Here is a 19,903-nt window from a genome sequence, read left to right as displayed (position 1 = left end):
GGGCGTGACTCAAGCCGCAGAGGTCGTTTCGGCTTCAGGGGAGCCTGGAACTGCTGGCTATGTGCTGGGATTTCTATGGTGCCGACGCCCGGGATTGAACCGGGGACCTACTGATTACGAATCAGAAAAACACACTTCCGAGAGCTATCCGCAGGCGTTCAGGGAGGTTCGCAGTCGTCCAGCTATATATTTGATTTTATTTGATATTTTTTCGATTCCCTCGCCAAATACGCGCGGGCATGTCCGGCTGCGTCCGACGCAGACCGGCCGTGACTGAAGCCCCAGTGAAGCCCCACGGGACAACAGCGAGAGGTCAGCGAAAAATGGTGAGCCTGAACGAGAAGGCGATCAGCGCGGCAGTGGAGAAAGCCCGCCGCGAGGGAAAACGGATCGAGGTGACGGACAGCGCCTGCCAGGGTCTGCGGCTGCGCGTCACCGCCGCCGGGCAAAAAGCCTTCTTCCTGATTTGCCGCGACCAGCGCGGTGGCATGCGCAGCTTCAAGCTCGGCGACTATCCGGCCATGCCGGTGCGCGAGGCGCGCGAAGCCGTCATGGCCCTGCGCATGAAGATCCGCAACGAAGGGGCCGACCCCGTCGCCGAGCGTCGGCGCGAGCGGGCCATCGGCATCGCCGCCCGTGAAGGCATCGGCACCCTACAGGCGCTCATCGACCTCTATGGGCAGCAGAAAGGCGCCGCCCTCGCCTCCTGGCCAGAGGCGAAGCGCCGCATGGAGTCGGTCTTCAAGCCCTTCCTCGGCCATGTGCTGGCGGATCTGCGCGCCGGCGATCTGCAACTGCGTGCCGATGCCTACCCGGCCAAGCAGTCAGCCTCGGCGGCGGTGCGCTATCTGCGCCCGATCCTGCGCTGGGCAGCGGCGCCAGGGCGAGGCTATGTCCCGGCCGATCTTGGCGCGCTGCAATGCCCTGCCACTCCCAAGCGCCGCGACCGTGTGCTGACGCGCTCAGAACTGGCCGCCATCCTGCCGGCACTGGAAGCGTCCGACCGGCCGCATGCGGCGGCCTTGCGCTTCATGCTGCTGACACTGGCCCGGCGGGAGGAGGTCTGCTCCGCCCGCTGGCAGCATATCGACATGGCCGCCGCCACCTGGACCCTGCCCAAGACGAAAAACAAGCAGCCGCATGTCGTGCCCCTGTCCCGCCAGGCCGTGGCGCTTCTCCAGGCGAGGCTGCCGGCGGAGGGCACAGCCGAGCCGGGCGCGCTGGTCTTCTGCACCAGCAAAGGCGGCCCGGTTCAGAACTGGGACCGTGAGGCCAAGCGCCTCCAGGAAAAGACGGACACCGCCAACTGGACCCGCCATGACCTGCGCCGCACCGGCGCCACCATGCTGGGCGACCTGGGCGTGATGCCGGACATCATCGAGGCGGCGCTGAACCATACGAGCATCCGCAGCGCCCTGGCCGCGACCTATAACCGCAGCCGCTACCGCCCGGCGGTTGCCGCGGCGCTGCAAACCCTGGCCGATGCGCTGGACGGCATCACCACCGGCGGCGCGGAGGTGGTGCCGCTGGTCCGGATGACCTGAACGGCGGGCAGCCCTGGGGAAGGCAAGCCTCTCCCCAGGGCGGGCACCCGGTGGCGCCACTCAACGGCACCCGCCTGCCCCGCTTCCCCAGCACGGCAAAGAGGCCGGGGCAGGAATGGCGGTGGAGGGCTCTTCCTCCTTCACCGCCCCGAGACAGAAACTGGTTTTGGGCGGCGCCAGGGGCGCATACGAACAGCAGGGCATCCTCTGCTGAACCAAGGACAAAAGAGCCCAGGCTTGGCCTATTCCGCCAGAGCGGCCTCGAAGAAGCGCCCTGGCTCCTCGGTTTCCAGCAGAGCCCCGCGCTCGATGCGCCAGAACCGCGTGGCGATGGTCTCGACGAAGCGCCGGTCATGCGAGACGATCAGGCCGGCGCAGTCCTGCCGCAGCAGTTCCGCCTCCAGCATCTCCTGGCCCTCGATGTCGAGATGGTTCGTCGGCTCGTCGAGCAGATAGAAATTCGGCTCCTGGAGCCGCAGGATCAGCATGGCCAGGCGTGTCCGCTGGCCGCCGGACAGTTGCCCGATGGCGCGCTGCTGCTGGTCCGGCGCGAAGCCCGCCGTGGCGAGAAGCGTGCGGATCCGCTGATCCCCCAGGGCGAAGCGGCTGCGGATGGCATCGTGCAGCGTCTGCTCCGGGCGCAGATGGCTGAGAGACTGGTCGCAGATCCCCGCCACCACCGTCGCGCTGACGGTCAGGCCGGGGTGTGGCTGCCCCGCCAGGGCCTGCGTCACCAGGCCCAGCAGGCGCGACTTGCCCGCGCCATTGGCGCCCAGCAGCACGACGCGATCGCCCGGATGCAGGCGCAGCCGCCCCGTGGTGAACAGCCGCCGGCCATCCGGGGCGGCCACCCGGACGCCATCGAGCGTCAGCAGCGTTCTGGCATGGGTGCCGCTCTCGGCCAGCCGGATCTGGCCGGCCGAACCCTCGCGGTGGGCGGGGCGGGCGGTGGCCTCGATACGCTCGGCCCGCGCGCGCAGCTGCTGGGTTTTGACCTTCAGCAGATCGGAGCCGGAGTTGACGCCGATATTGTGCAGCCTGGCCGCCTGCTGCCGGAGGCGCGTGGCCTGCCGGAGGTCGGTTTCGTGGCGCCGTGCCGTCGCCGCATCGTGTTCCGCCAGGCTGGTGCGCGCCGCGGAATAGGGGGCTGCGAACGTCACCGACGCCTCGCGCCGCAGAAAAAGGGTGCGCCGCGTGACGGCATCCAGAAAGGCGCGGTCATGGCTGGCGACCAGCAGCGCGGTCTCCGGTGGCAAGGCCGCGATCCAGCGCTGCAACTGGCCGATCCGCTGCAGGTCGAGATGATTGGTCGGCTCATCCATCAGCAGGATATCAGGCTCGGCCAAGCCGGCTCGGGCGAGCAGGGCCATGCGCTGCCAGCCACCGCTGAGGGTGCCCAGCGGCTGCTCCCGCATCGCGCCGGGCATCCCGACCGCATCCAGCGCCACATCGACGCGCCAGCCTTCCCATTCCTGGCTTTCCGCCGGCAGGGCCTGCCGCATGGCCGCGTGCACCGGCAGGGGCAGCAGGGCCGGTTCGGGGTCCTGCGGCATCAGCGCCATGCGGAGGTTGCGGCCATAGCGGCAATGCCCCGCCATCGGCTCGGCCCGCTCCGCCAGGAGGCGCAGCAGGGTGGATTTGCCGCTGCCATTGCGGGCCACGATGCCGATGCGGTCACCGGGATGGACCGTGAGATCCAGGTTGGAAAACAGAATCTGGCCCAGGGCAATGCCGAGGCCTTCGAGGCTTATCAGGGACATGAGAACAGCTTTCCCCGTGCTGGCCGGGCCTAAGGCCCAGGCGCACCACATCCGTCAGAAGACAGGCTGACAGGGGAAAGAGGCTTGAAAACTCCGCCGCCTGATCAGCCCTGCAAACGCATTTGCAGGGCCGGAACAGGGCCGCGCCGGTTGTGATGGCAATGATACACTGCGGCCCTCCTCTTCGCTCGGGTTGTCGTGGGCGTGAGCGTAGTTCGGCCTGTCTGCCAGCACAAGTTCGGCCTGCGATCCGCGCATGGATCTCATTGGGCCGGGAGAGGTCGCACAGGCGCCGGCAGAAGAGACGTGGCCTGGATACCGGGCGACAGGCATAGACACCGCCGCCCTCATCGTCGCCATGGTGGAAGGCGCATGGCAAAATTCTGTGCGCCCCCCTACCCCCCCCCCGGTGCCCCAAAGAGGCCGGGGGTGGGTCCGCCGAAATGGCAGAGCGGAAAAATTCCGGCGGAGGGCCATTCCCCCGCCTCTTCACCCAGACAGATCAAGCCGCCCAGGCAGCCGACAGCACCTCCGCCTGCTGGAGAACCGTCTGCACGGCAGCATCCTGAAGATCAGGCGGGTAGCCATAGAGACGCAGAATACGCTTCACGAGCACCCTGATACGCGCCCGCGCGGCGTCACGGTGCACCCAGTCCACCGTCACATTCGCACGGATGTTTTTCACCAATTCCAGGGCGATCAGGCGCAGGGCCGGTTCGCCCATAGCCGTCCGGGCGCTCTCATTGGCGGCCAACGCATCGTAGAAGGCGATCTCCTCGTCCGACAGACCAACATCCTCACCCCGCGAACGGGCCGCCTGAATGTCCTTTGCGAGTTCCAGGAGTTCTTCCAGGATCTGTGCCGTCGTCAGAGCGTTGGAATGGTAGCGGGCAATGGCAGCTTCCAGCCGTTCCGTGAAAGCCTTGGATTGGGTGACGTTGCGCCGCGCCTGCGCCCGGACATCCCCATTGATCAGCTTGCGCAAGGCCTCGATTGCCAGGTTCTTCTGCGGGGTCTGGCGGATCTCGTCGAGGAACTCATCGCTCAGGATAGAGATATCCGGGCTGGCGATGCCGGCGGCGCGCATGATGTCCACAATCTCGGTGGAAACCACGGCGCGGCTGACGATCTGCTGGATCGCCATTTCACGGTCGGCGGCACTACGCTGGCCGGGCTCGCTAGGGGCATCTTTCAGCAAAGCCACGCGCACAGCCTGGAAAAAGCCGACCTCATCACGGATCGCCCGCGCCTCATTGCTGGCCGCGGCCAGGGAAAACGCCATGGACAGGGCCTTTACCGCATCCGGGTAGCGACGATGCGCCTTCTTCTTCCCTTCCTCGGTTGTTTCCTTTTCTGCCTGCTCCTGGTGTAGCGCCAGCACCCATTCAAGAGCACCGGCCAGCAGTGTCAGCCGTTCCGTCGCCGGCGTGCTCGCAGAAAGCGCCGGCCTGTAATCGAAGCCGCCCGGCTTATCCGGCCGGAACATGGCGCGGACGACTTCATACCGTTCGATCAGCGTGCTGACGGCCTCGGCCTCATCAATGCCGGCCTGACGCTGGTCGCTCGCGGAATAACGGCCCAGAGCTTCCTTCAGATTCTGGGCGATGCCGATATAGTCCACCACCAGGCCGGCGGGCTTGTCGCGGAACACCCGGTTGACGCGGGCAATGGCCTGCATCAGCCCGTGGCCGCGCATCGGCTTGTCGATATACATGGTGTGCATCGAGGGCGCATCGAAGCCCGTCAGCCACATGTCGCGCACGATGACGAGCTTCAGCGGGTCCTTGGGATTCTTCGCCCGCTTGGCAAGCAATTCGCGGCGGACCTTGGGGCGCTTGCCGATGTGCTGCTGCCATTCAGCAGGATCCGAGGCAGCCCCGGTCATCACCACCTTGATGGTGCCCGCATCGTCTTCATCGCTATGCCAATCCGGCCGCAAAGCAATGATGGCGTCATAGAGGGCAACGCAGATGCGGCGGCTCATGCAGACGATCATTGCCTTGCCATCCAAGGCCACCAGGCGCGCCTCAAAATGATCGACGATATCTCTTGCGATCAGGGCGATCCGCTTCTCCGCCCCCACCAGCGCCTCAACACTGGCCCATTTGCGACCAAGCCGGTCCTGCTCGCTCTCCGGCTCATCACCGACCAGATCGGCAATCTCGGCATCAATCTTGGGCTTCTCGTCTTCATCGAGTTCGATACGGGCGAGGCGGCTCTCATAATAGATGGGCACCGTGGCGCCATCCTCGACGGCGCGGCTGATGTCGTAGATGTCGATATCATCACCAAAGACAGCGCGCGTGCTGACGTCACCGCTTTCCACGGGCGTGCCGGTGAAGCCGATGAAGGACGCATTCGGCACTGCATCCCGCAGGTATTTGGCGAAGCCGTAGGAGATCGAGCCATCGCGGCTATCGATCTTGGCCTTCAGCCCATACTGGCTGCGATGCGCCTCATCGGCCATCACCACCACATTCCGCCGGTCCGTCAGCACCGGGTATTCACTGGATCCCGGCTCCGGGGTGAATTTTTGCAGGGTGGTGAAAATGACCCCGCCCGAGGGACGATCCAGCAGGCGCCGCAAATGCTCGCGGTCCTCCGCCTGCTGCGGTGTCTGGCGCAGCAGGTCGCGGCACATGGCGAAGGTGGCGAACAACTGGTCGTCGAGGTCGTTGCGGTCGGTCAGAATGACGAGGGTGGGATTCTCCATCGCCGCATGGCGGATCACGCAGCCCGCATAGAACGCCATCAACAGGCTCTTGCCCGAGCCCTGGGTGTGCCAGATGACGCCAACCTTGCGGTTGCCCTGCGGCCGTGTCGCCTCCACCGTGCAGGCCAGCGCGCGGCGCACGGCGTGGAACTGGTGGTAGCCGGCCAGGATCTTGTTCAGGCCCCGGTCCGTCTCGCCAAAGGCGATGAAGTCGCGCAGCAGGTCCAGGAAGCGCCGCGGCTCGAACACGCCATGCAGCACGGTGCGCAGTTCGGGCGAGCCCTTCGGGGCCACCTCCTCCCCCGTCACGGTGCGCCACGGCATGAAGCGTTCCCGGTCCGCCGTCAGCGAGCCAATGCGCGCCGCCATGCCATCGGAGATGATCAGCGCGGCATTGCTGCGGAACAGCGAGGGAATTTGCGCCTTGTAGGTCTGGAGCTGGTGATAGGCCCCATCCAGCGTGGCGTTCTGGGCGCCGGGATGCTTCAGTTCCAGCACCGCCAGCGGCAGGCCATTGACGAACACCACCACATCCGGCCGACGGTTCGCCTTGTTCTCCACCACGGTGAACTGGTTGACCGCCAGCCAGTCATTCACCGCCGGGTCACGCAGATCGAGCAGGCGGACATGCTCGCCGCCGATGCTGCCATCCGCCCGCCGCACCTCCACCGGCACGCCCTCGGTCAGGTAGCGGTGCAGGCGGCGGTTTTCTTCCACGAGGGACTGGGTTTCGCTGCGCAGCACGCGGTTGCGCGCCTCGGCCAGCGCCTCCTGCGGCAGGGCCGGGTTCAGGCGGCGCAGCGCGGCATCGAGGCGGCCCAGCAGCACCACATCGCCATGGCTGACGCGCTCCGGCGCCGCCGCATCCGGCCCGATGGCCTGGCCGTGCAGGGTGGCGTAGCCGAGTTCAGCCAGCCAGGTGAGCGCGGCCTCTTCCACATCGCTTTCGCCAATGCTCATGACGGGCCTTCCATCCTTACCGGCGCGCGGGATCCAACAGGGCTTCCACCCCGGAGCGGAACACCTGGAAACTCCTGGAGCGGTTCGCGGCCGGGGTGAGATGGGCGGCGATCTTCCGGGCCGCCTCGATCTTCGGGTAGCTGTTGCCGTAGATGCCGTGCTTCTTCAGGAAGCGGTGCAGGGTTTCCCAGCTTCCGCCATTGTCCGGGTTGTTGAAGGGCGGCTTTCGCGCGTTGATCTGCGGCAGGCTCGGGAAGGCGCGGCGCAGGGCATCGGCATCGCCGATGAACCACGATTCCAGTTCTTCGATGACGATCCGGTTCAGCACCGTGAAAGCCCCATCCGGCGCCGCGCGGCTCTTGGTGGTCAGCCCCGCCCGCCGCGCCACCTCTTCCAGCCGCGCCTTGAGGGCGATGCAATCATCCCGGTCACGGTCCAGCATGACGACGAGGCGCAGGGCCTCGCCCTGGCCGATCTGCTTTTTATAGCCGCGCAGGCGCTGTTCCAGTTTTCCCAGCAGGCCGTATTTGCTGCCGAAATCGATGATCTGCCATCTTGCCCTGCCAGCCAGCAGCTTCGGCAACAGGGCGTTCAGCTCGGCCTCGGCCGAGGGTTCCTCGACGAAGAACACAAGCTGCATCAATCCGCCCTCTCCGCGAGCGGGTCGCCCACCTCGAAATGGCCTTCCATCCACAACTCGCCCAGCCTGGCGCCTTCCTCCAGCAGGCTGCGGACGCGCGGCATGTCGGCGACGCGGCGGGCATGGGTGTAGCCCTTCCTGTCCCGATACAGCACGCGCACATCCTCCACCGGCAGGGGATTGATGAAGAAGGGCGAGTGGGTGGTGATGAGCAGTTGCGCACGTTCCGAGGCCTGCCGGCATTCCTCGGCCAGTTCCGGCAGCAGGCGGGGGTGCAGGAAATTCTCCGGCTCCTCGATGCCGATCAGCTTCGGCGGCGCCGGGTCGTGCAGCACGGTGAGATAGGCCAGCAGCTTCAGCGTGCCATCCGAGACGAAGCGGGAGAGCACCGGCTTCGAGAAGGGCGCATCCTTGATGAGCAGCAGCAGGCGGCTATCGGCCAGGACCTCGGCCTCGACCCGCTCGATCTTGGGGATGCGCTGGCGCAGCACGGTGAAGATGTGCTCCAGCCGCTCCGGGTGCTGCTCGCGCAGATATTGGATGACGTTGGGCAGGTTGTCGCCGGTGGCCGAGAGGCGTTCCTCCGCCCCTGCCTCCGGGCTGCCGCGCGCGGCATCGGCGGAGAGGTAGGACATGTGCCAGCTTGTGATGAAGTTCCGCAGCGCGATGACGCGCGGATTCTCGGCCAGCGTGCCCAGCGTGCTGACGGCCAGCACATCCGGCCCGGAGAGCGGGCGCGGCACGCGCGTATCCTCCGCTTCCGGCGCCTCTCCCGTGATGACCTCGCCCTGGCCCTGCTCGTAGTTCAGGAAACGGAAGGGCTTGCCGCCCGCCGCCCCGCGCGACCAGCTGAGATATTCATGCCGCACGATGGGGCGGTTGTTCTGCTCATCCAGTTCCAGGTGATAGGTGATGAGCGGGGTTTTCGGGTGCTCCCGGTATTTGATCTCGATGACGATGGGGCCGCTGGCATCGCGGCTGCGCAGTTCGCGGAAGCGGCCGCGCTTGTCCCAGGCCTTGCGGATGCCATCCGAGAAGCATTCCGAGAGGAAGGCCAGCACATCGAAGACGGTGGATTTGCCGCTGCCATTGGGGCCGAGCAGCACCGTCAGCGGCGTCAGTTTTTCGAGGTTGATGTCGTGCAGCGCCCGGTAGTTGCGCACCCGCAGGCTGTGGATGCGCGGCGGGCTGGCAATGCTCACAGGGCCTTCTCCACCATCGCTTCCGCCTCGCGCAGCCGGATTTCGCCCGACATCAGCTTGGGAAGCAAGAGGTCGCGGGTTGCGGCGAGGGTGCGGGATTCCAGATCATTTGCCAACATTCGGGCGAACTGCGGCCCAATAAGCTTGTCAGCCTGCTTCATGATGGCGGGGCTGGCGATATAGGTGATGGCTTCTGCCAGATGGTGCCGCTGAATATGCCCCATCGTGGTGGCCTTCGACGCTGCGATAGCGCGGAAGCCATCCATGTGCTCACCGATCCATTGATGAACGAACCATTGCGGCACGCCGTCAGGAATAACCTTGAAAAGGTGCTGGTTGAGCGCGCCCGGCCCGCCCGACCATGTTCGATGCAGGAGACTGCCTGACCAAGAGAACAGGAGGTCCCCATCCTGCACAATGTAATCGGCAGGCAACGAGGCCGATGCGATTTCATCGCGGCTGGTCATGCCGGCCCGTAATTGAGCGATCTTAATAACAGGCAGACCTTCGCTCCCATTCGCCGGAAACTTTTGCAGCGCCAAGCCATTGAGAAAGCGAGCGGTTTGATCGAGCGGTCTTGCTTCCCACCCCTCCGGCTTCCCCTCCTCATCGAGCCGATCCGGAAACAGCGCCCAGAGGTCGGGGGCGAGGTAGGGCGGGCGGCCCTCCCTCTTCGCGCGGGTCGGGCCGAAATCGACGAACCAGTCCTTGAAGATCGCCCGCGCCATCGCTTCCAGCGTCTCGTTCATCCGCCGGTTCAGGTCGATCTTGTCGTCGAGAGCGCCGAGAATGGAAATGATGCCTTCCCGAACAGAACGCGGCGGCATCGGGATGGGAAGAAGCGAGAGGTCTCTAAGGTTCAGCGTCGCTTGAACAGTCGTATTCAAGCGGCTGCGGATCATAGCATCGGCTGCGGGCGAGCGAATGGCGAGCTTCACCCAGTAAGCTCCTACGTCAGCACGAACGGGGAGGACCGCAATAGCGCGAGCGACATTCCACCCTGCCAGCGAAGGCGGCACGATAGCCATTTCGCCAACAGTCCCAACAATAGTGATGAGCAGTTCGCCGCCCTGTAGGCGAGTCCGTGCGTAACCTTGCTCAACGCTTGCTGCGACCGTGAGGGGAGCAGAAGTATCAATGCGGCCGTTGCGCACATCACTGACACGCACAATGGGAACACCATTCAAAACGGCATGCCCAGGCTGGACGATGCCATACGAAATCCCCTTGCCAGCCTCGATCAGGCTACTCAATTCAGAAATAGGCCATTCACCGAGCATGTTCGATGCTCGCCAAAGACTTCTGAATGGCTTCAATCATTTGATCGGATTCTTCGAACTGGCTGTCCAGCCTTGCCTTCAGCGCCGCGAACCGCTCCTCGAACGGCACCTCGTCATCCTCCACATCCGCCGCCCCGACATAGCGCCCCGGCGTCAGAACGTGGTTGTGCGCCCGGATCTCGTCGAGCGAGGCCGCCTTGCAGAAGCCCGGCACATCGGCATAGGCGCCCGCCTCAGGCTGGCCGCGCCAGGCATGGTAAGTATCGGCGATCCGGCGAATGTCCTCGTCCGAAAACTCCCGCCGCGTGCGGTCCACCAGCGCGCCCAGCTTGCGGGCGTCGATGAACAACACCTCGCCGCGCCGGTCGCGCAGGCCGCCGCCGGGGTTCTTGTTACGGGCAAGGAACCAGAGGCAGGCCGGAATCTGCGTCGAGTAGAAAAGCTGGCCGGGCAGGGCCACCATGCAGTCCACCACATCGGCCTCCACCATCGCCCGGCGGATGGCATCCTCGCCATTCTGGCCGGAGGACATGGAGCCATTGGCGAGGACCACCCCCGCCCGCCCCCTGGGCGCGAGGTGCCAGGCAATGTGCTGGAGCCAGGCGTAATTGGCATTGCCCACCGGCGGCGCGCCATAGGCCCAGCGGTCATCCTCGCGCAGCCGCTCCCCGCCCCAGTCGGAGATGTTGAAAGGCGGGTTGGCCAGGATGGTGTCAAAGCGCAGGTCGCGCAGCTCGTCCTTGTGGAAGGAGCCTTCGTTGTTCCAGCGGATATCGGCGTCGATGCCGCGCACGGCGAGGTTCATCTTCGCCAGCCGCCACGTGGTGTAATTGCTCTCCTGCCCATAGATGGCGATATCGCCAAGCCGCCCGCCATGGCTTTCGACGAATTTTTCTGACTGAACGAACATGCCGCCGGAGCCGCAGCAGGGGTCATAGACGCGGCCCTGGTAGGGCTCCAGCATCTCCACCATGGTCTGCACCACGGAGCGCGGGGTGTAGAACTCGCCGCCCCGCTTGCCCTCGGAGCCGGCGAAGCCACCGAGGAAATACTCATAGACCCGGCCCAACAGGTCCTTCGCCGCCTCGCCCGGCGCGCCGGTGGCAATGCCGGAGATGAGGTCGATCAACTCGCCCAGCATCACCGTGTCGAGCGCCGGGCGGCTGTAGTCCTTCGGCAGCACGCCCTTCAGTTGCGGGTTGGCCGCTTCCAGCGCCGCCATGGCCTCGTCGATCCGCTTGCCGATCTCCGGCTGCCGGGCCTGGGCCTGGAGCGCGGACCAGCGCGCCGCGGGCGGCACCCAGAAGATATTCTCGGCCAGATACTCGTCCGAGTCCTCCGCCAGTGAGGCCTCCTCGGCCAGCAGCGCCGCGTGCTTCGCCTCGAAGGCCACCGAGATGTGCTTCAGGAAGATCAGCCCGAGCGCCACATGCTTGTAGTCGGAAGGCTCCAGGTTCTTCCGCAACTTGTCGGCGGCGAGGAAAAGCTGGGCCTCGAAGCCGAGGGTGGCGCCATTGTCCCTGGCTTTCTTCGGCGCGGCGGGGGCTGCGGCGGCCTCGGGGGTTTTGCGTGGGCGTCCACGGGGCATGGTCAGGCAATCCTTGGTCAGTCGTCGCGCGGCGCGGCCGGCTCCGTCACGGTTGGCCCGGCGGGGCAGCGTGGCGCGGTATCATATCAGTGAAGATGGCCGCTGCGGAGGCCATGCCGGCCGGGGAAAACGGGCCATGGGGCGTGCATTTCCCGTGGCGCGGTGCCTGGGTGCGGACCTCTCAAGGAAAAAGCCGGGCTTCACCGGGACGGGTCGCGGGAAGGAGCCTGCGGGGGAACAGCATGATCTTCCCCCTGGGTGTGCGGGAAGCATCGCGGGCTGGGTTGCTCCGGCACAGGAAAAGCCATGCCCTGGCGGTCGCCTTCGCCCCACTCAACCGAAAGTCCGAGGCCGGCCGATTGCGTTCTGGGAGGAGGGCCGGCGCTCCTGGGTCAACCGAATCGGGTTTCGAGCCTCCTTCGGGATACCGCTCAGGGCCTTTCGATCGGACACCCGAGGGCCAGGAAGCGCCGGCAAGTGCCAATATCACCGAGACGCCTGGGGCAGGAAGAAAAATTTGGCCGCTCTGGGAGGCGGAGGGCCGAACCGCCTCCCACTCGACCGGCCCGAGTGCCTCCTTCCCTCCCTCTCCACGAGAAGCCGGTGCGGAGCGGGGGCTGAACCCTTGGAGCCAGAGCGGCAGCAGGACCGTAGAGACAGCCTTCCTTCCAGGCAAGGAAGGGCTGTGTTTTCCCGTGCTGCGGGGCCTTCGGAACCCAAAAGCCAGGGGAAAAGCCGTTTTTCTGCCAGCCCGGGCGGAGGGAGCACGGGGGCGGAAAGGGCTTATCCTTCAGATAAATAAAATATTCCTATCGAAAATTTATAACCGACAGGCAAAACCTATATATTCTCCTGCCCTGCTCCACTCCTTCCTCTGGCTGCCCGCAGCAACCCCTCCAGCACGGCACGATGCCGCGTGACGTCGAGGGGGCGGCCCTCTTCAGCCTGGGCACGGGCGATTTCGGCACGCTCCCAGGCCAGTTCGGGGTCCGGCCAGGCCAGGGCCTCCAGGGCCTCGGCCTGGGCTTTCCGGAAGGCGTCTGCCTGGGCTTGCCGCTCCCGCGCGACCAGAGCCGCCGCCAGTTCCTCCCGCTTCGCGCGGGCCTCGGCCAGCAAGGCGGGCGGGAGGGGGCGTGTGGGGCGGAGACGCAGGGAGCCATCAGGCTCCCCACGCAGGCTGGCACCGGCGGCTTCCAGCCGGGCCAGGATCTCATCCCCGGTCACAGGATGATGTCGTCCTCATCCTCTCCGGCAACCTGGGCGGGAGAGGCATGGGGATCATAGGGGGCATAGGGGGCGCCGGTCCCTAAGCTCTTGTCGCCATTCTCTTTCCTGGCCCCGATGGTGGCCCCTATGGTCTTCTGGAGAGCCTGGGCATAGGGGGCATCCTTCGGCTCAAAATCTTTTATTTTTCCGTCACTTAAACCACGGAACTCTTCATGACCCCTATGACCCCCATGCTTTTCCGGGGCAGAGGGCTCGGCATCCCGCTGCAATGCGTAGAGTGTCACAGACCAATTCGCATCGGTCTTGATCCGCTTCAGCACGAAGCCAGCGGCGCGGGTGCCATCCAGCTTGCCCAGTATCGCGGCGAGGGATTGCCGGCTCTTGTTCGCCGGGTCGGCCAGCGCCCGCACATCCTCATGCAGGCTGGTTGCTTTCATCGGCATGTCCCGGTGGTGCTGCCACCATGCGGCGAAGAGTTCGGCTATCTGGCGGCGGCGCGGGTCGTTCGCCTTGGCCTCGGCAATCCGTTCCGCTGGATCGGCGCAGCCCAGCGCCAGGAGTGGATCGCGGCACCAGCGCGCCCAGTCATTGAAGCTGCCCAGCGGCCGGCCAACGGGCAGATCACGAGCCAGACGCCCCCATCGCCAGATGGTCAGCACATCGCGCAGCAGATCGGCACGGCGTTCCATCGCATCCCGCAGCAGGTCCCCCTTGAAGTCACGGGCCTCGGGGTCCTCCATGCCGGCATCCAGTTCCACCGTCAGGAAGCGTCGCGCCAAGTCCTCGGATGGAGCCAACCCGTTTCCTGCCGCGATGATGAAAGCGGTAGGGTTCAGAAGCATGATCGTGCTGCTGCCCAGTATCCGCACACTGGCCGGGCGCTCCGTGATGGCGCTTGCCAGCGTGTCGGAGCGCAGCGCGGTGCCGTTCATGTTGTCCAGGAACAGCATTTGTTCGGCGCCGATCAGCGCCGCCACGATACGCTTTTCGAGTTCGGCCGCGTCACTCCCTGCCGTCATGGCGCGCGGGGCCTGCCCATAGGCAATGGCGCAGAGAATGCGCGACAGCAGCCCCTTGCCCGTGCCTGCCCCCGAATAGGCGGGCGCGCGGACCAGCAGGCCCGGCGCCAGTCGCAGAGAGGGGCGGCATACCGCAGTCATCAGCGCCACCAGCGCTGCGCTTTCATCGCGGCCGGGCGGCTGGCTGATGTCCACCACCGGCACCGCCGCGCCTGGCGGCGTGATCCGCACGGCATCCGCGAAGGCAAAGGTCTGGAAGAACAGCCGCAGCCGCAGCAGGGCGGCCCGCGCATCCTCCATATCCGGCGCCTCGGGCACTTCCACGGCGGGCACGCGCTCACCCCATAGGCGGGTGCCGGGGTCATAGCCCTCCACCACGCGCAGACCGCCATCTTCGGCCAGCAGCGGCGCGGAGGCGATGCCATCCAGCGGGCGCAACCCCCAACGCCCGCGCATGGCAAGGTAGAGCAGGGCCACGCGCTCCGGCAGCGTCACCAGCTCGGGGATCTGTGCACCGTCACGGTCCCGCCGGAAGCGCCAGGGGCGGGCAATGGCGTGCGCCTCATAGATAACGGCGTTGAGGGTCAGGGGCTCGGCCACCATGCCGCCGCGCTGGGCATCGAAGACCACGCGCACTGGCCCACCCCGGTCAAAAATATGAGGCGTGCCCGCCAGCAGCGCGGCAAGGTCGCGCGCCGTGTCGGGCAGGTCGGAGCCGGAGACGAAGAGGTCCGCCCGGCCGCGCGCGTCAGGGTCCAGCCCATTGCCGCCGGCAGGACCATGCCCCCGCTCGGCGCGGTGTGCCTCGCGCTGTGCAGCCTTCACGGCCTCGCGCAGCGCCGCCGGGGGAAGGCCCAGGCTGGCGGCGGCCTGGGGCAGCGCCAAGGCCAGCGCCACCGCATCCAGCCGCGCCAGCCGCCCCACCTCGGCGCGGCGTTCGCTGGCCTCTTCCCGCGCCTCGGTGGCCTGTGCCTCGGCTTCGGTCAGCAGCCCGGCCAGGACCTCCGGCGTGACGCCATCGGGCGGGGTGTCGGCAAGGCCGCACTTCTCCGGCCAGCCAGCCGGCACCTTCACCACCGCCACCGCCGCCGCGCCGATATCCTCCAGCAGCGGCACCAGCGCAGCGGCAGCCTGGCGGCCGGGGTCGGGCCAGATCACCACACGGCGGCCTTGCAGGGGCGAGAGATCGGCCTTGCCGGTGGCGCTGGAACCGCCCTGCCAGGTCATCGCCACATGCTCGGGGAAGAGGCTGGCGGCGGCATCGGCAGCCTTCTCCCCTTCCACCAGCAGGACAGGCGCATCCGGGCGGGCGGCCAGCCGGTCCAGGCCATAGAGTGGGCACGGTTCCGGCGGAGCCGCCCAGCGCCAAGCCATGCCGGCCTGGATGAGGGGCAGCACTTCCTTGCCACCAGCCGGTGTGTTGAAGCGGGCAACCGCAAACAGCAATTTGCCAGCCCGATCCAGGTAGTGCCAGACCTTGGCGGGAGTGCCGCGCTTGGTATGGCGGATCACCTCCGGCAGAGGCAGCGTGGCCGGCATGACGATCTCCACCTGCGGAGTGGCAGGCGACACCGCCACTTCGCCATGGGGGAGAGGCGCGAAGGGGTTGTGGCTCCCGTCCATCAGAGGGGACCCTCCAGACCCAGCATCATGGCCAGCCGCCGCGCGGCTTCAGCCTGAGAGATGCGATGGATGGCAGCAGCCAGGGCGATGGCATCGCCGCCCGCCTCGCCGGTGCCAAAGTCAGCCCAATGGCCGGTGATAAGATTGACGCGGCAGGACTGGCCGGGTTCGCCGCGCAGGTTGCCGCAGATCCACTCGCGCCCGACGCGGCGGCCCTGGGGCAGCCAACGGGTGCAGAGGGCTTCCAGATGCGGCAGCGCCGCACGGGCAATCGCCTTGAAGTCGGGCGATGCCAGATGCGGCGTGATGCGGAAGGGTTTGGGGGCAGGAGCCATTATGGCGCCTCCCCCTCAAGCAACTGCTTGATGCTCTCTGCCGTGACCAGGGTGCGCATGCCGATCTTGATGCGGCGCAGGCGGCCCTGGTTCATCAGGTCAAAAACGGTGGTGCGACCCAGGCTGAGCAGGTGGCAAGTCTCGTGCACCGAGTAGGCCAGGGGCGGCTGGGTGGTTGAAGGGCGTTCGCGCGGTGCCATGACTGGCATTCTCCGGTTTGTGGTGAACGCCCCCGTCTCTATGCAGGCGGTGGTGCCTCCTCACGGACTGCTCCGCATTCCTCAAAATTTACGATTTTGGAACGACGCCTCCGGGCGCGACGCTCCTCCCCCTCAACCTCGTCCTTCAGCAGGGCGTGCCGGACATCGGCGATCATGTTGCTGAGGCTCCGCGGCGGGCAGCCTGCCGCTTGGCAAACAGCCTCCAGGAAACTCCGGGCACGATTGCTGGGCGAACTGCTGGGGAGCTGACCGGTCTGCTCTTGGTGAATCTCCATGGCCCCGGCCAGCAGCATGCGGACATTCATATCCTGCGGCCGGCCGGGGGGTGGCCTGCCCTGATTGCACTGAAGCCAGCCCAGGCCCTTCGCCCGCTCGAGAGCTTCAAGATGGCGCTCCAACTGATCGGCCGCCCTCTCGGGCTCCTGCGCCATCGAAGGAAAAAGGTCTGGTTCCAGTTCAAACGTCTCAATGATCTCGTAGGGGAGCTTTTCCAGGCGCTCCAACGCCTCCTCGGGCAACCAGCAGCGCCGGAGAGCACGGATCGTGGCCTCGATATGCGCCCTCCTCTCATGGAGGGGCACCATTTCAACACCTGGGCAATAGCCACAGACGACCAGTTCCAGCTTCTGCCGGACTTCTGCCCGTTCCTCATGCGTCCAGGCTGGACGCTCGGCGGCGCGCCTCTGCGCTTCCAGCAGGGCGAGGGCTTCGTGAAAAGCTGCCTCGCGGCTCATCGGCTGCTGCGGGTCGGGCGCCGGATCGGTGGGAAAGGGCTTGGCGCTTTCCATGGCGAATCTTCCATCTCCATCAGGCGATGGAGAGTCGATAGCGCAGGCCCGGCTCGGCCTATCAAGAAGAACTTTACCAGCTGGGGAGAATGGCAAGGACCCGCAGTGAACCCTGGCAGCCGGCATGAATCGGCACACGCAGGCGCCCAGCCTCTCCGCCTTCAAGCACGAGGCGGCAGCCAGGACTCGGGCGGAGAGGATGGCGGGGGGATGCGAATTGTTCGCCCCGATACGCCCCAGGTCGGGGCGCGGCTGAAGCCCCAGTGAAGCCCCAGAGATCGTTTCGGGCTTTGGAGGGGCCTGGAACTGCCGGCTAAGTGCTTGAGTTTCTATGGTGCCGACGCCCGGGATTGAACCGGGGACCTACTGATTACGAATCAGTTGCTCTACCGCTGAGCTACGTCGGCGTCGTGGCGCGCTATCTAGCGGGGTTGGAGCGCCAGGGCAACCACCTTCCTCGTCTCATTCCGCATGGAAAGCGAAAGCCGCGCGTTAATGCACCAGGGTCGGCAGCATCTCGTGCTGCAGGATCGCGGCGGCGGCCAGGCCGGCATCCGGCGCGGCGCCGATCTGCGTGCCATCGGCCGCATGGATCGCCACGGCCATCACCCCATCCACCAGCACCGGGCGGATATAGGCGATGCGGTCCGCCCCGAAGCGGGCCCAGTCCGCCGGGGCCAGTTGCCGCAGCGCATCGGCGGCGGCGAAGGGGCGCGTAGGTCCTGCCTTGTTCATGACAACTCTCCTGTTGCCGTCCCGTAAGGGCCCGGTGTTGCGGCCAGATCGACTGCGCCGCGGGTTCGCCCCTCCGCCCCGCGCCGCGTCCTTGTCACGTCGGTCTGGGATTCAATGCGCAAGGGGCATGAAGGTTCACATAATGGTGCCGCTCAGCCCTCACCGCCATTGGTGCTGAAGGCACTGCCCTGCACCAGCGGGCGCGGCGCCTGGCTGCCGCGGGCGCTGATCTGGATGGCCTTCACCCGCACCGCCGGCTTCGGGCGCTGCAGGTCGATATGGAGCAGGCCATTGTCCAGCCAGGCGCCTTCCACCTCGATCCCCTCGGCCAGCACGAAGGCGCGTTGGAACTGCCGCGCGGCGATGCCGCGATGGAGGAAGATCCGCCCTTCCGATTCGTCGCGCTGCTTGCCGCGCACCACCAGCTGGTTGTCCTCCTGCGTGATCTGCAGGTCGTCCATGCTGAAGCCGGCGACGGCGAGGGTGATGCGCAGCCGGTTCTCCGCCGTCTGCTCGATATTGTAGGGCGGATAGCCATCGGAATTCTTGGCGACCCGGTCGAGCATCTGTTCCAGGTGGTCGAAGCCCAGGAAGAGGGGCGAGCCGAACAGGGAGGAACGCGACATGGTTTCAGGACTCCTCAGGCGTGAGCGAGCGGCCGGCAGAGCCCGAAGCACCCCGCCTTGTGTCCTCAAGTTTGTGCAGCGGCGGCCCCAATGCAAGAGGCGCGCCTTTCCGCCCCGCTTGGCGGTTGAAGCGGCGGGAGGCAAGCGGTAGAGCAGGCCCCCTCATGTCCGATCCTGCCCTGCTTCCCATCCTGCTGGTGCCCGATGCGCGGCTGCGCGCCAAGGCCCGACCCGTCGGCCCCGGCGATACCGAGACGGTGCGCGCCCTGGCCCCGCGCATGCTCGCCACCATGTACAAGGCGCCGGGCATCGGCCTCGCCGCGCCGCAGATCGGCGAGCTGCTGCGCCTCGTGGTAATCGACCTCCAGCCGGAGGACCAGCCGCAGCCCTATGTCATGATCAACCCGGAGATCGTGGCGGCCAGCACCGCGCTGGCGGCGCGGGAGGAGGGATGCCTCTCCCTGCCCAACCAGTATGCCGAGGTGACGCGCCCGGCCGAGGTGAAGGTGCGCTGGCAGGATCTCGACGGCAGCCGGCGGGAAATGCAGGCCGATGGCCTGCTGGCCACCTGCATCCAGCACGAGATCGACCACCTGAACGGCGTGCTCTTCGTCGATCACCTCTCGGCGCTGAAGCGCAACATGCTGCTGCGCAAGCTGGCCAAGGAGCTGAAGGCCAAGGCGCGGGACGGCGAATGACCCAGCGCCTGCGCCTGGCCTTCATGGGCAGCCCGGATTTCGCGGTGCCGGCGCTGCGCGCGCTGCACGCCGCAGGGCATGAGGTGGCGGCGGTCTATACCCAGCCGCCGCGCCCCTCCGGGCGCGGGCACCGGGAAACCCCCTGCCCCGTCCACCGCGCCGCGCTGGAGCTGGGGCTGCCCGTGCGCAACCCCACCCGCCTCCGGCGCGACGCCGAGGCCCAGGCGGAATTCGCCGCGCTGGATCTCGATGTGGCGGTGGTCGCCGCCTATGGGCTGATCCTGCCGGCGGCGATGCTGGCGGCACCGCGGCGCGGCTGCCTGAACATCCATGCCTCGCTGCTGCCGCGCTGGCGCGGCGCCGGCCCCATCCAGGCCGCCATCCTGGAGGGCGATGCCGAGACGGGCATCACCATCATGCAGATGGAGGAAGGGCTGGATACCGGCCCGATGCTGCTGGCCAGCCGCATCCCCATCGGCCCGCGTGACGCCACCCCGGCCATCCACGACGCGCTGGCGGAGATGGGCGGGCGGCTGATCCTCCAGGCGCTGGCCGAGAATCCGGCGCCGGTGCCGCAGCCGGAGCAGGGCGTCACCTATGCCCCCAAGCTCAGCAAGGCGGATGGCCGGCTGGACTGGGCGCAGGACGCCGCCGCGCTGGACCGCCGCGTGCGCGCGCTGAACCCCTGGCCCGGCACTTTCTTTGAACACCAGGGCGAGGTGCTGCGCGTGCTGGAGGCCGAGCCGGTGGCCGCTTCCCGGGCCGCCCCTCCGGGCACCCTGCTGGATGATGCGGCGCTGGTCGCCTGCGGCACGGGGAGCAGCACGGGGAGCAGCACGGGGGCGCTGCGCCTGCTGCGGCTGCAGCGCGCCGGGCGCGCCGCCCTGCCGGCGGCTGAGTTCCTGCGCGGCCACGCCCTGCCCGCCGGCACGCGCCTCGGCTGA

Annotated in this window: 16 protein-coding genes and 2 tRNA genes; 3 read left to right on the top strand and 15 right to left on the bottom strand. The window is 66.9% G+C overall.

Translation table 11 applies throughout. The annotated features are described in order from the left end of the window. Window positions 1-76: 76 nt before the first annotated feature. Window positions 77-156 (bottom strand) — tRNA-Thr (locus NON00_RS02570). A gap of 167 nt (window positions 157-323) precedes the next feature. On the opposite strand from NON00_RS02570, the gene NON00_RS02565 reads away from it, so the two are divergent. After that, entirely contained in the window at window positions 324-1,544 is a 1,221-nt protein-coding gene (locus tag NON00_RS02565) for a site-specific integrase (RefSeq protein ID WP_256017367.1), read from the top strand. Window positions 1,545-1,786: 242 nt separating this feature from the next. Here NON00_RS02565 and NON00_RS02560 read toward each other — a convergent pair whose 3' ends face one another. From NON00_RS02560 to NON00_RS02495, 14 genes are all read right to left on the bottom strand, one after another. Then, on the bottom strand, window positions 1,787-3,304 hold the full coding sequence (locus NON00_RS02560) for an ABC-F family ATP-binding cassette domain-containing protein (RefSeq protein WP_256017366.1): 1,518 nt from the start codon (window positions 3,302-3,304) through the stop codon (window positions 1,787-1,789). A gap of 502 nt (window positions 3,305-3,806) precedes the next feature. Further along, the gene (locus tag NON00_RS02555) at window positions 3,807-6,977 is read right to left on the bottom strand and encodes a type I restriction endonuclease subunit R (protein ID WP_256017365.1); all 3,171 of its coding nucleotides are present in this window, start codon (window positions 6,975-6,977) and stop codon (window positions 3,807-3,809) included. A gap of 16 nt (window positions 6,978-6,993) precedes the next feature. Continuing rightward, window positions 6,994-7,617, bottom strand: a complete 624-nt coding sequence (locus tag NON00_RS02550) for a DUF4276 family protein (RefSeq protein ID WP_256017364.1) — start codon at window positions 7,615-7,617, stop codon at window positions 6,994-6,996. After that, window positions 7,617-8,819 (bottom strand): AAA family ATPase, encoded by a 1,203-nt coding sequence (locus tag NON00_RS02545; protein WP_256017363.1) that lies wholly within the window; start codon window positions 8,817-8,819, stop codon window positions 7,617-7,619. Before NON00_RS02545 ends, NON00_RS02550 begins: the two co-directional genes overlap by 1 nt. Beyond that, a complete protein-coding gene (locus tag NON00_RS02540) occupies window positions 8,816-10,099 on the bottom strand; it encodes a restriction endonuclease subunit S (RefSeq protein WP_256017357.1) in 1,284 nt (427 codons plus the stop codon). Before NON00_RS02540 ends, NON00_RS02545 begins: the two co-directional genes overlap by 4 nt. Beyond that, window positions 10,089-11,687, bottom strand: coding sequence for a class I SAM-dependent DNA methyltransferase (locus NON00_RS02535; RefSeq protein ID WP_256017354.1), 1,599 nt, complete (start codon window positions 11,685-11,687; stop codon window positions 10,089-10,091). Before NON00_RS02535 ends, NON00_RS02540 begins: the two co-directional genes overlap by 11 nt. A gap of 840 nt (window positions 11,688-12,527) precedes the next feature. Then, window positions 12,528-12,911, bottom strand: a complete 384-nt coding sequence (locus NON00_RS02530; protein WP_256017353.1) for a hypothetical protein — start codon at window positions 12,909-12,911, stop codon at window positions 12,528-12,530. Next, window positions 12,908-15,505 (bottom strand): DUF6371 domain-containing protein, encoded by a 2,598-nt coding sequence (locus NON00_RS02525; protein WP_256017352.1) that lies wholly within the window; start codon window positions 15,503-15,505, stop codon window positions 12,908-12,910. Before NON00_RS02525 ends, NON00_RS02530 begins: the two co-directional genes overlap by 4 nt. 50 nt (window positions 15,506-15,555) lie before the next feature. After that, window positions 15,556-15,891 carry a hypothetical protein gene (locus NON00_RS02520; protein WP_256017351.1) on the bottom strand — a complete coding sequence of 112 codons (336 nt, stop codon included), beginning with the start codon at window positions 15,889-15,891 and terminating at the stop codon, window positions 15,556-15,558. Then, a complete protein-coding gene (locus tag NON00_RS02515) occupies window positions 15,891-16,091 on the bottom strand; it encodes a helix-turn-helix domain-containing protein (protein WP_256017349.1) in 201 nt (66 codons plus the stop codon). The genes NON00_RS02520 and NON00_RS02515 overlap by 1 nt, the downstream gene beginning before the upstream one ends. 38 nt (window positions 16,092-16,129) lie before the next feature. Next, the gene (locus NON00_RS02510; RefSeq protein ID WP_256017346.1) at window positions 16,130-16,900 is read right to left on the bottom strand and encodes a hypothetical protein; all 771 of its coding nucleotides are present in this window, start codon (window positions 16,898-16,900) and stop codon (window positions 16,130-16,132) included. A 332-nt stretch (window positions 16,901-17,232) separates the two neighbouring features. Beyond that, window positions 17,233-17,307, bottom strand: a tRNA-Thr gene (locus tag NON00_RS02505). A gap of 85 nt (window positions 17,308-17,392) precedes the next feature. After that, complete coding sequence (locus NON00_RS02500) at window positions 17,393-17,635, bottom strand: DUF1150 domain-containing protein (RefSeq protein WP_256017343.1); 243 nt, start codon at window positions 17,633-17,635, stop codon at window positions 17,393-17,395. A 152-nt stretch (window positions 17,636-17,787) separates the two neighbouring features. After that, on the bottom strand, window positions 17,788-18,261 hold the full coding sequence (locus NON00_RS02495) for an Hsp20 family protein (RefSeq protein ID WP_256017340.1): 474 nt from the start codon (window positions 18,259-18,261) through the stop codon (window positions 17,788-17,790). 164 nt (window positions 18,262-18,425) lie between these two features. Here NON00_RS02495 and def point away from each other — a divergent pair, with 164 nt between their 5' ends. Then, complete coding sequence (gene def / locus NON00_RS02490; protein WP_256017337.1) at window positions 18,426-18,959, top strand: peptide deformylase; 534 nt, start codon at window positions 18,426-18,428, stop codon at window positions 18,957-18,959. Window positions 18,960-18,967: 8 nt separating this feature from the next. Continuing rightward, a complete protein-coding gene (gene fmt, locus NON00_RS02485) occupies window positions 18,968-19,903 on the top strand; it encodes a methionyl-tRNA formyltransferase (protein WP_256017394.1) in 936 nt (311 codons plus the stop codon).

Origin of the sequence: Roseomonas sp. GC11 (assembly GCF_024437745.1) — a bacterium.
Taxonomy (GTDB): domain Bacteria; phylum Pseudomonadota; class Alphaproteobacteria; order Acetobacterales; family Acetobacteraceae; genus Pseudoroseomonas.
The sequence above is the reverse complement of the archived record's forward strand: the minus strand, read 5'-3'. Positions and strand labels throughout refer to the sequence as shown.

Bases quoted from the DNA above. Each gene is read 5' to 3' on its own strand.
- NON00_RS02565 (WP_256017367.1), top strand. From the start codon at position 324: ATGGTGAGCCTGAACGAGAAGGCGATCAGCGCGGCAGTGGAGAAAGCC.
- NON00_RS02560 (WP_256017366.1), bottom strand. From the start codon at position 3,304: ATGTCCCTGATAAGCCTCGAAGGCCTCGGCATTGCCCTGGGCCAGATT.
- NON00_RS02555 (WP_256017365.1), bottom strand. From the start codon at position 6,977: ATGAGCATTGGCGAAAGCGATGTGGAAGAGGCCGCGCTCACCTGGCTG.
- NON00_RS02550 (WP_256017364.1), bottom strand. From the start codon at position 7,617: ATGCAGCTTGTGTTCTTCGTCGAGGAACCCTCGGCCGAGGCCGAGCTG.
- NON00_RS02540 (WP_256017357.1), bottom strand. From the start codon at position 10,099: ATGCTCGGTGAATGGCCTATTTCTGAATTGAGTAGCCTGATCGAGGCT.
- NON00_RS02535 (WP_256017354.1), bottom strand. From the start codon at position 11,687: ATGCCCCGTGGACGCCCACGCAAAACCCCCGAGGCCGCCGCAGCCCCC.
- NON00_RS02520 (WP_256017351.1), bottom strand. From the start codon at position 15,891: ATGGCTCCTGCCCCCAAACCCTTCCGCATCACGCCGCATCTGGCATCG.
- NON00_RS02515 (WP_256017349.1), bottom strand. From the start codon at position 16,091: ATGGCACCGCGCGAACGCCCTTCAACCACCCAGCCGCCCCTGGCCTAC.
- NON00_RS02510 (WP_256017346.1), bottom strand. From the start codon at position 16,900: ATGGAAAGCGCCAAGCCCTTTCCCACCGATCCGGCGCCCGACCCGCAG.
- NON00_RS02500 (WP_256017343.1), bottom strand. From the start codon at position 17,635: ATGAACAAGGCAGGACCTACGCGCCCCTTCGCCGCCGCCGATGCGCTG.
- NON00_RS02495 (WP_256017340.1), bottom strand. From the start codon at position 18,261: ATGTCGCGTTCCTCCCTGTTCGGCTCGCCCCTCTTCCTGGGCTTCGAC.
- def (WP_256017337.1), top strand. From the start codon at position 18,426: ATGTCCGATCCTGCCCTGCTTCCCATCCTGCTGGTGCCCGATGCGCGG.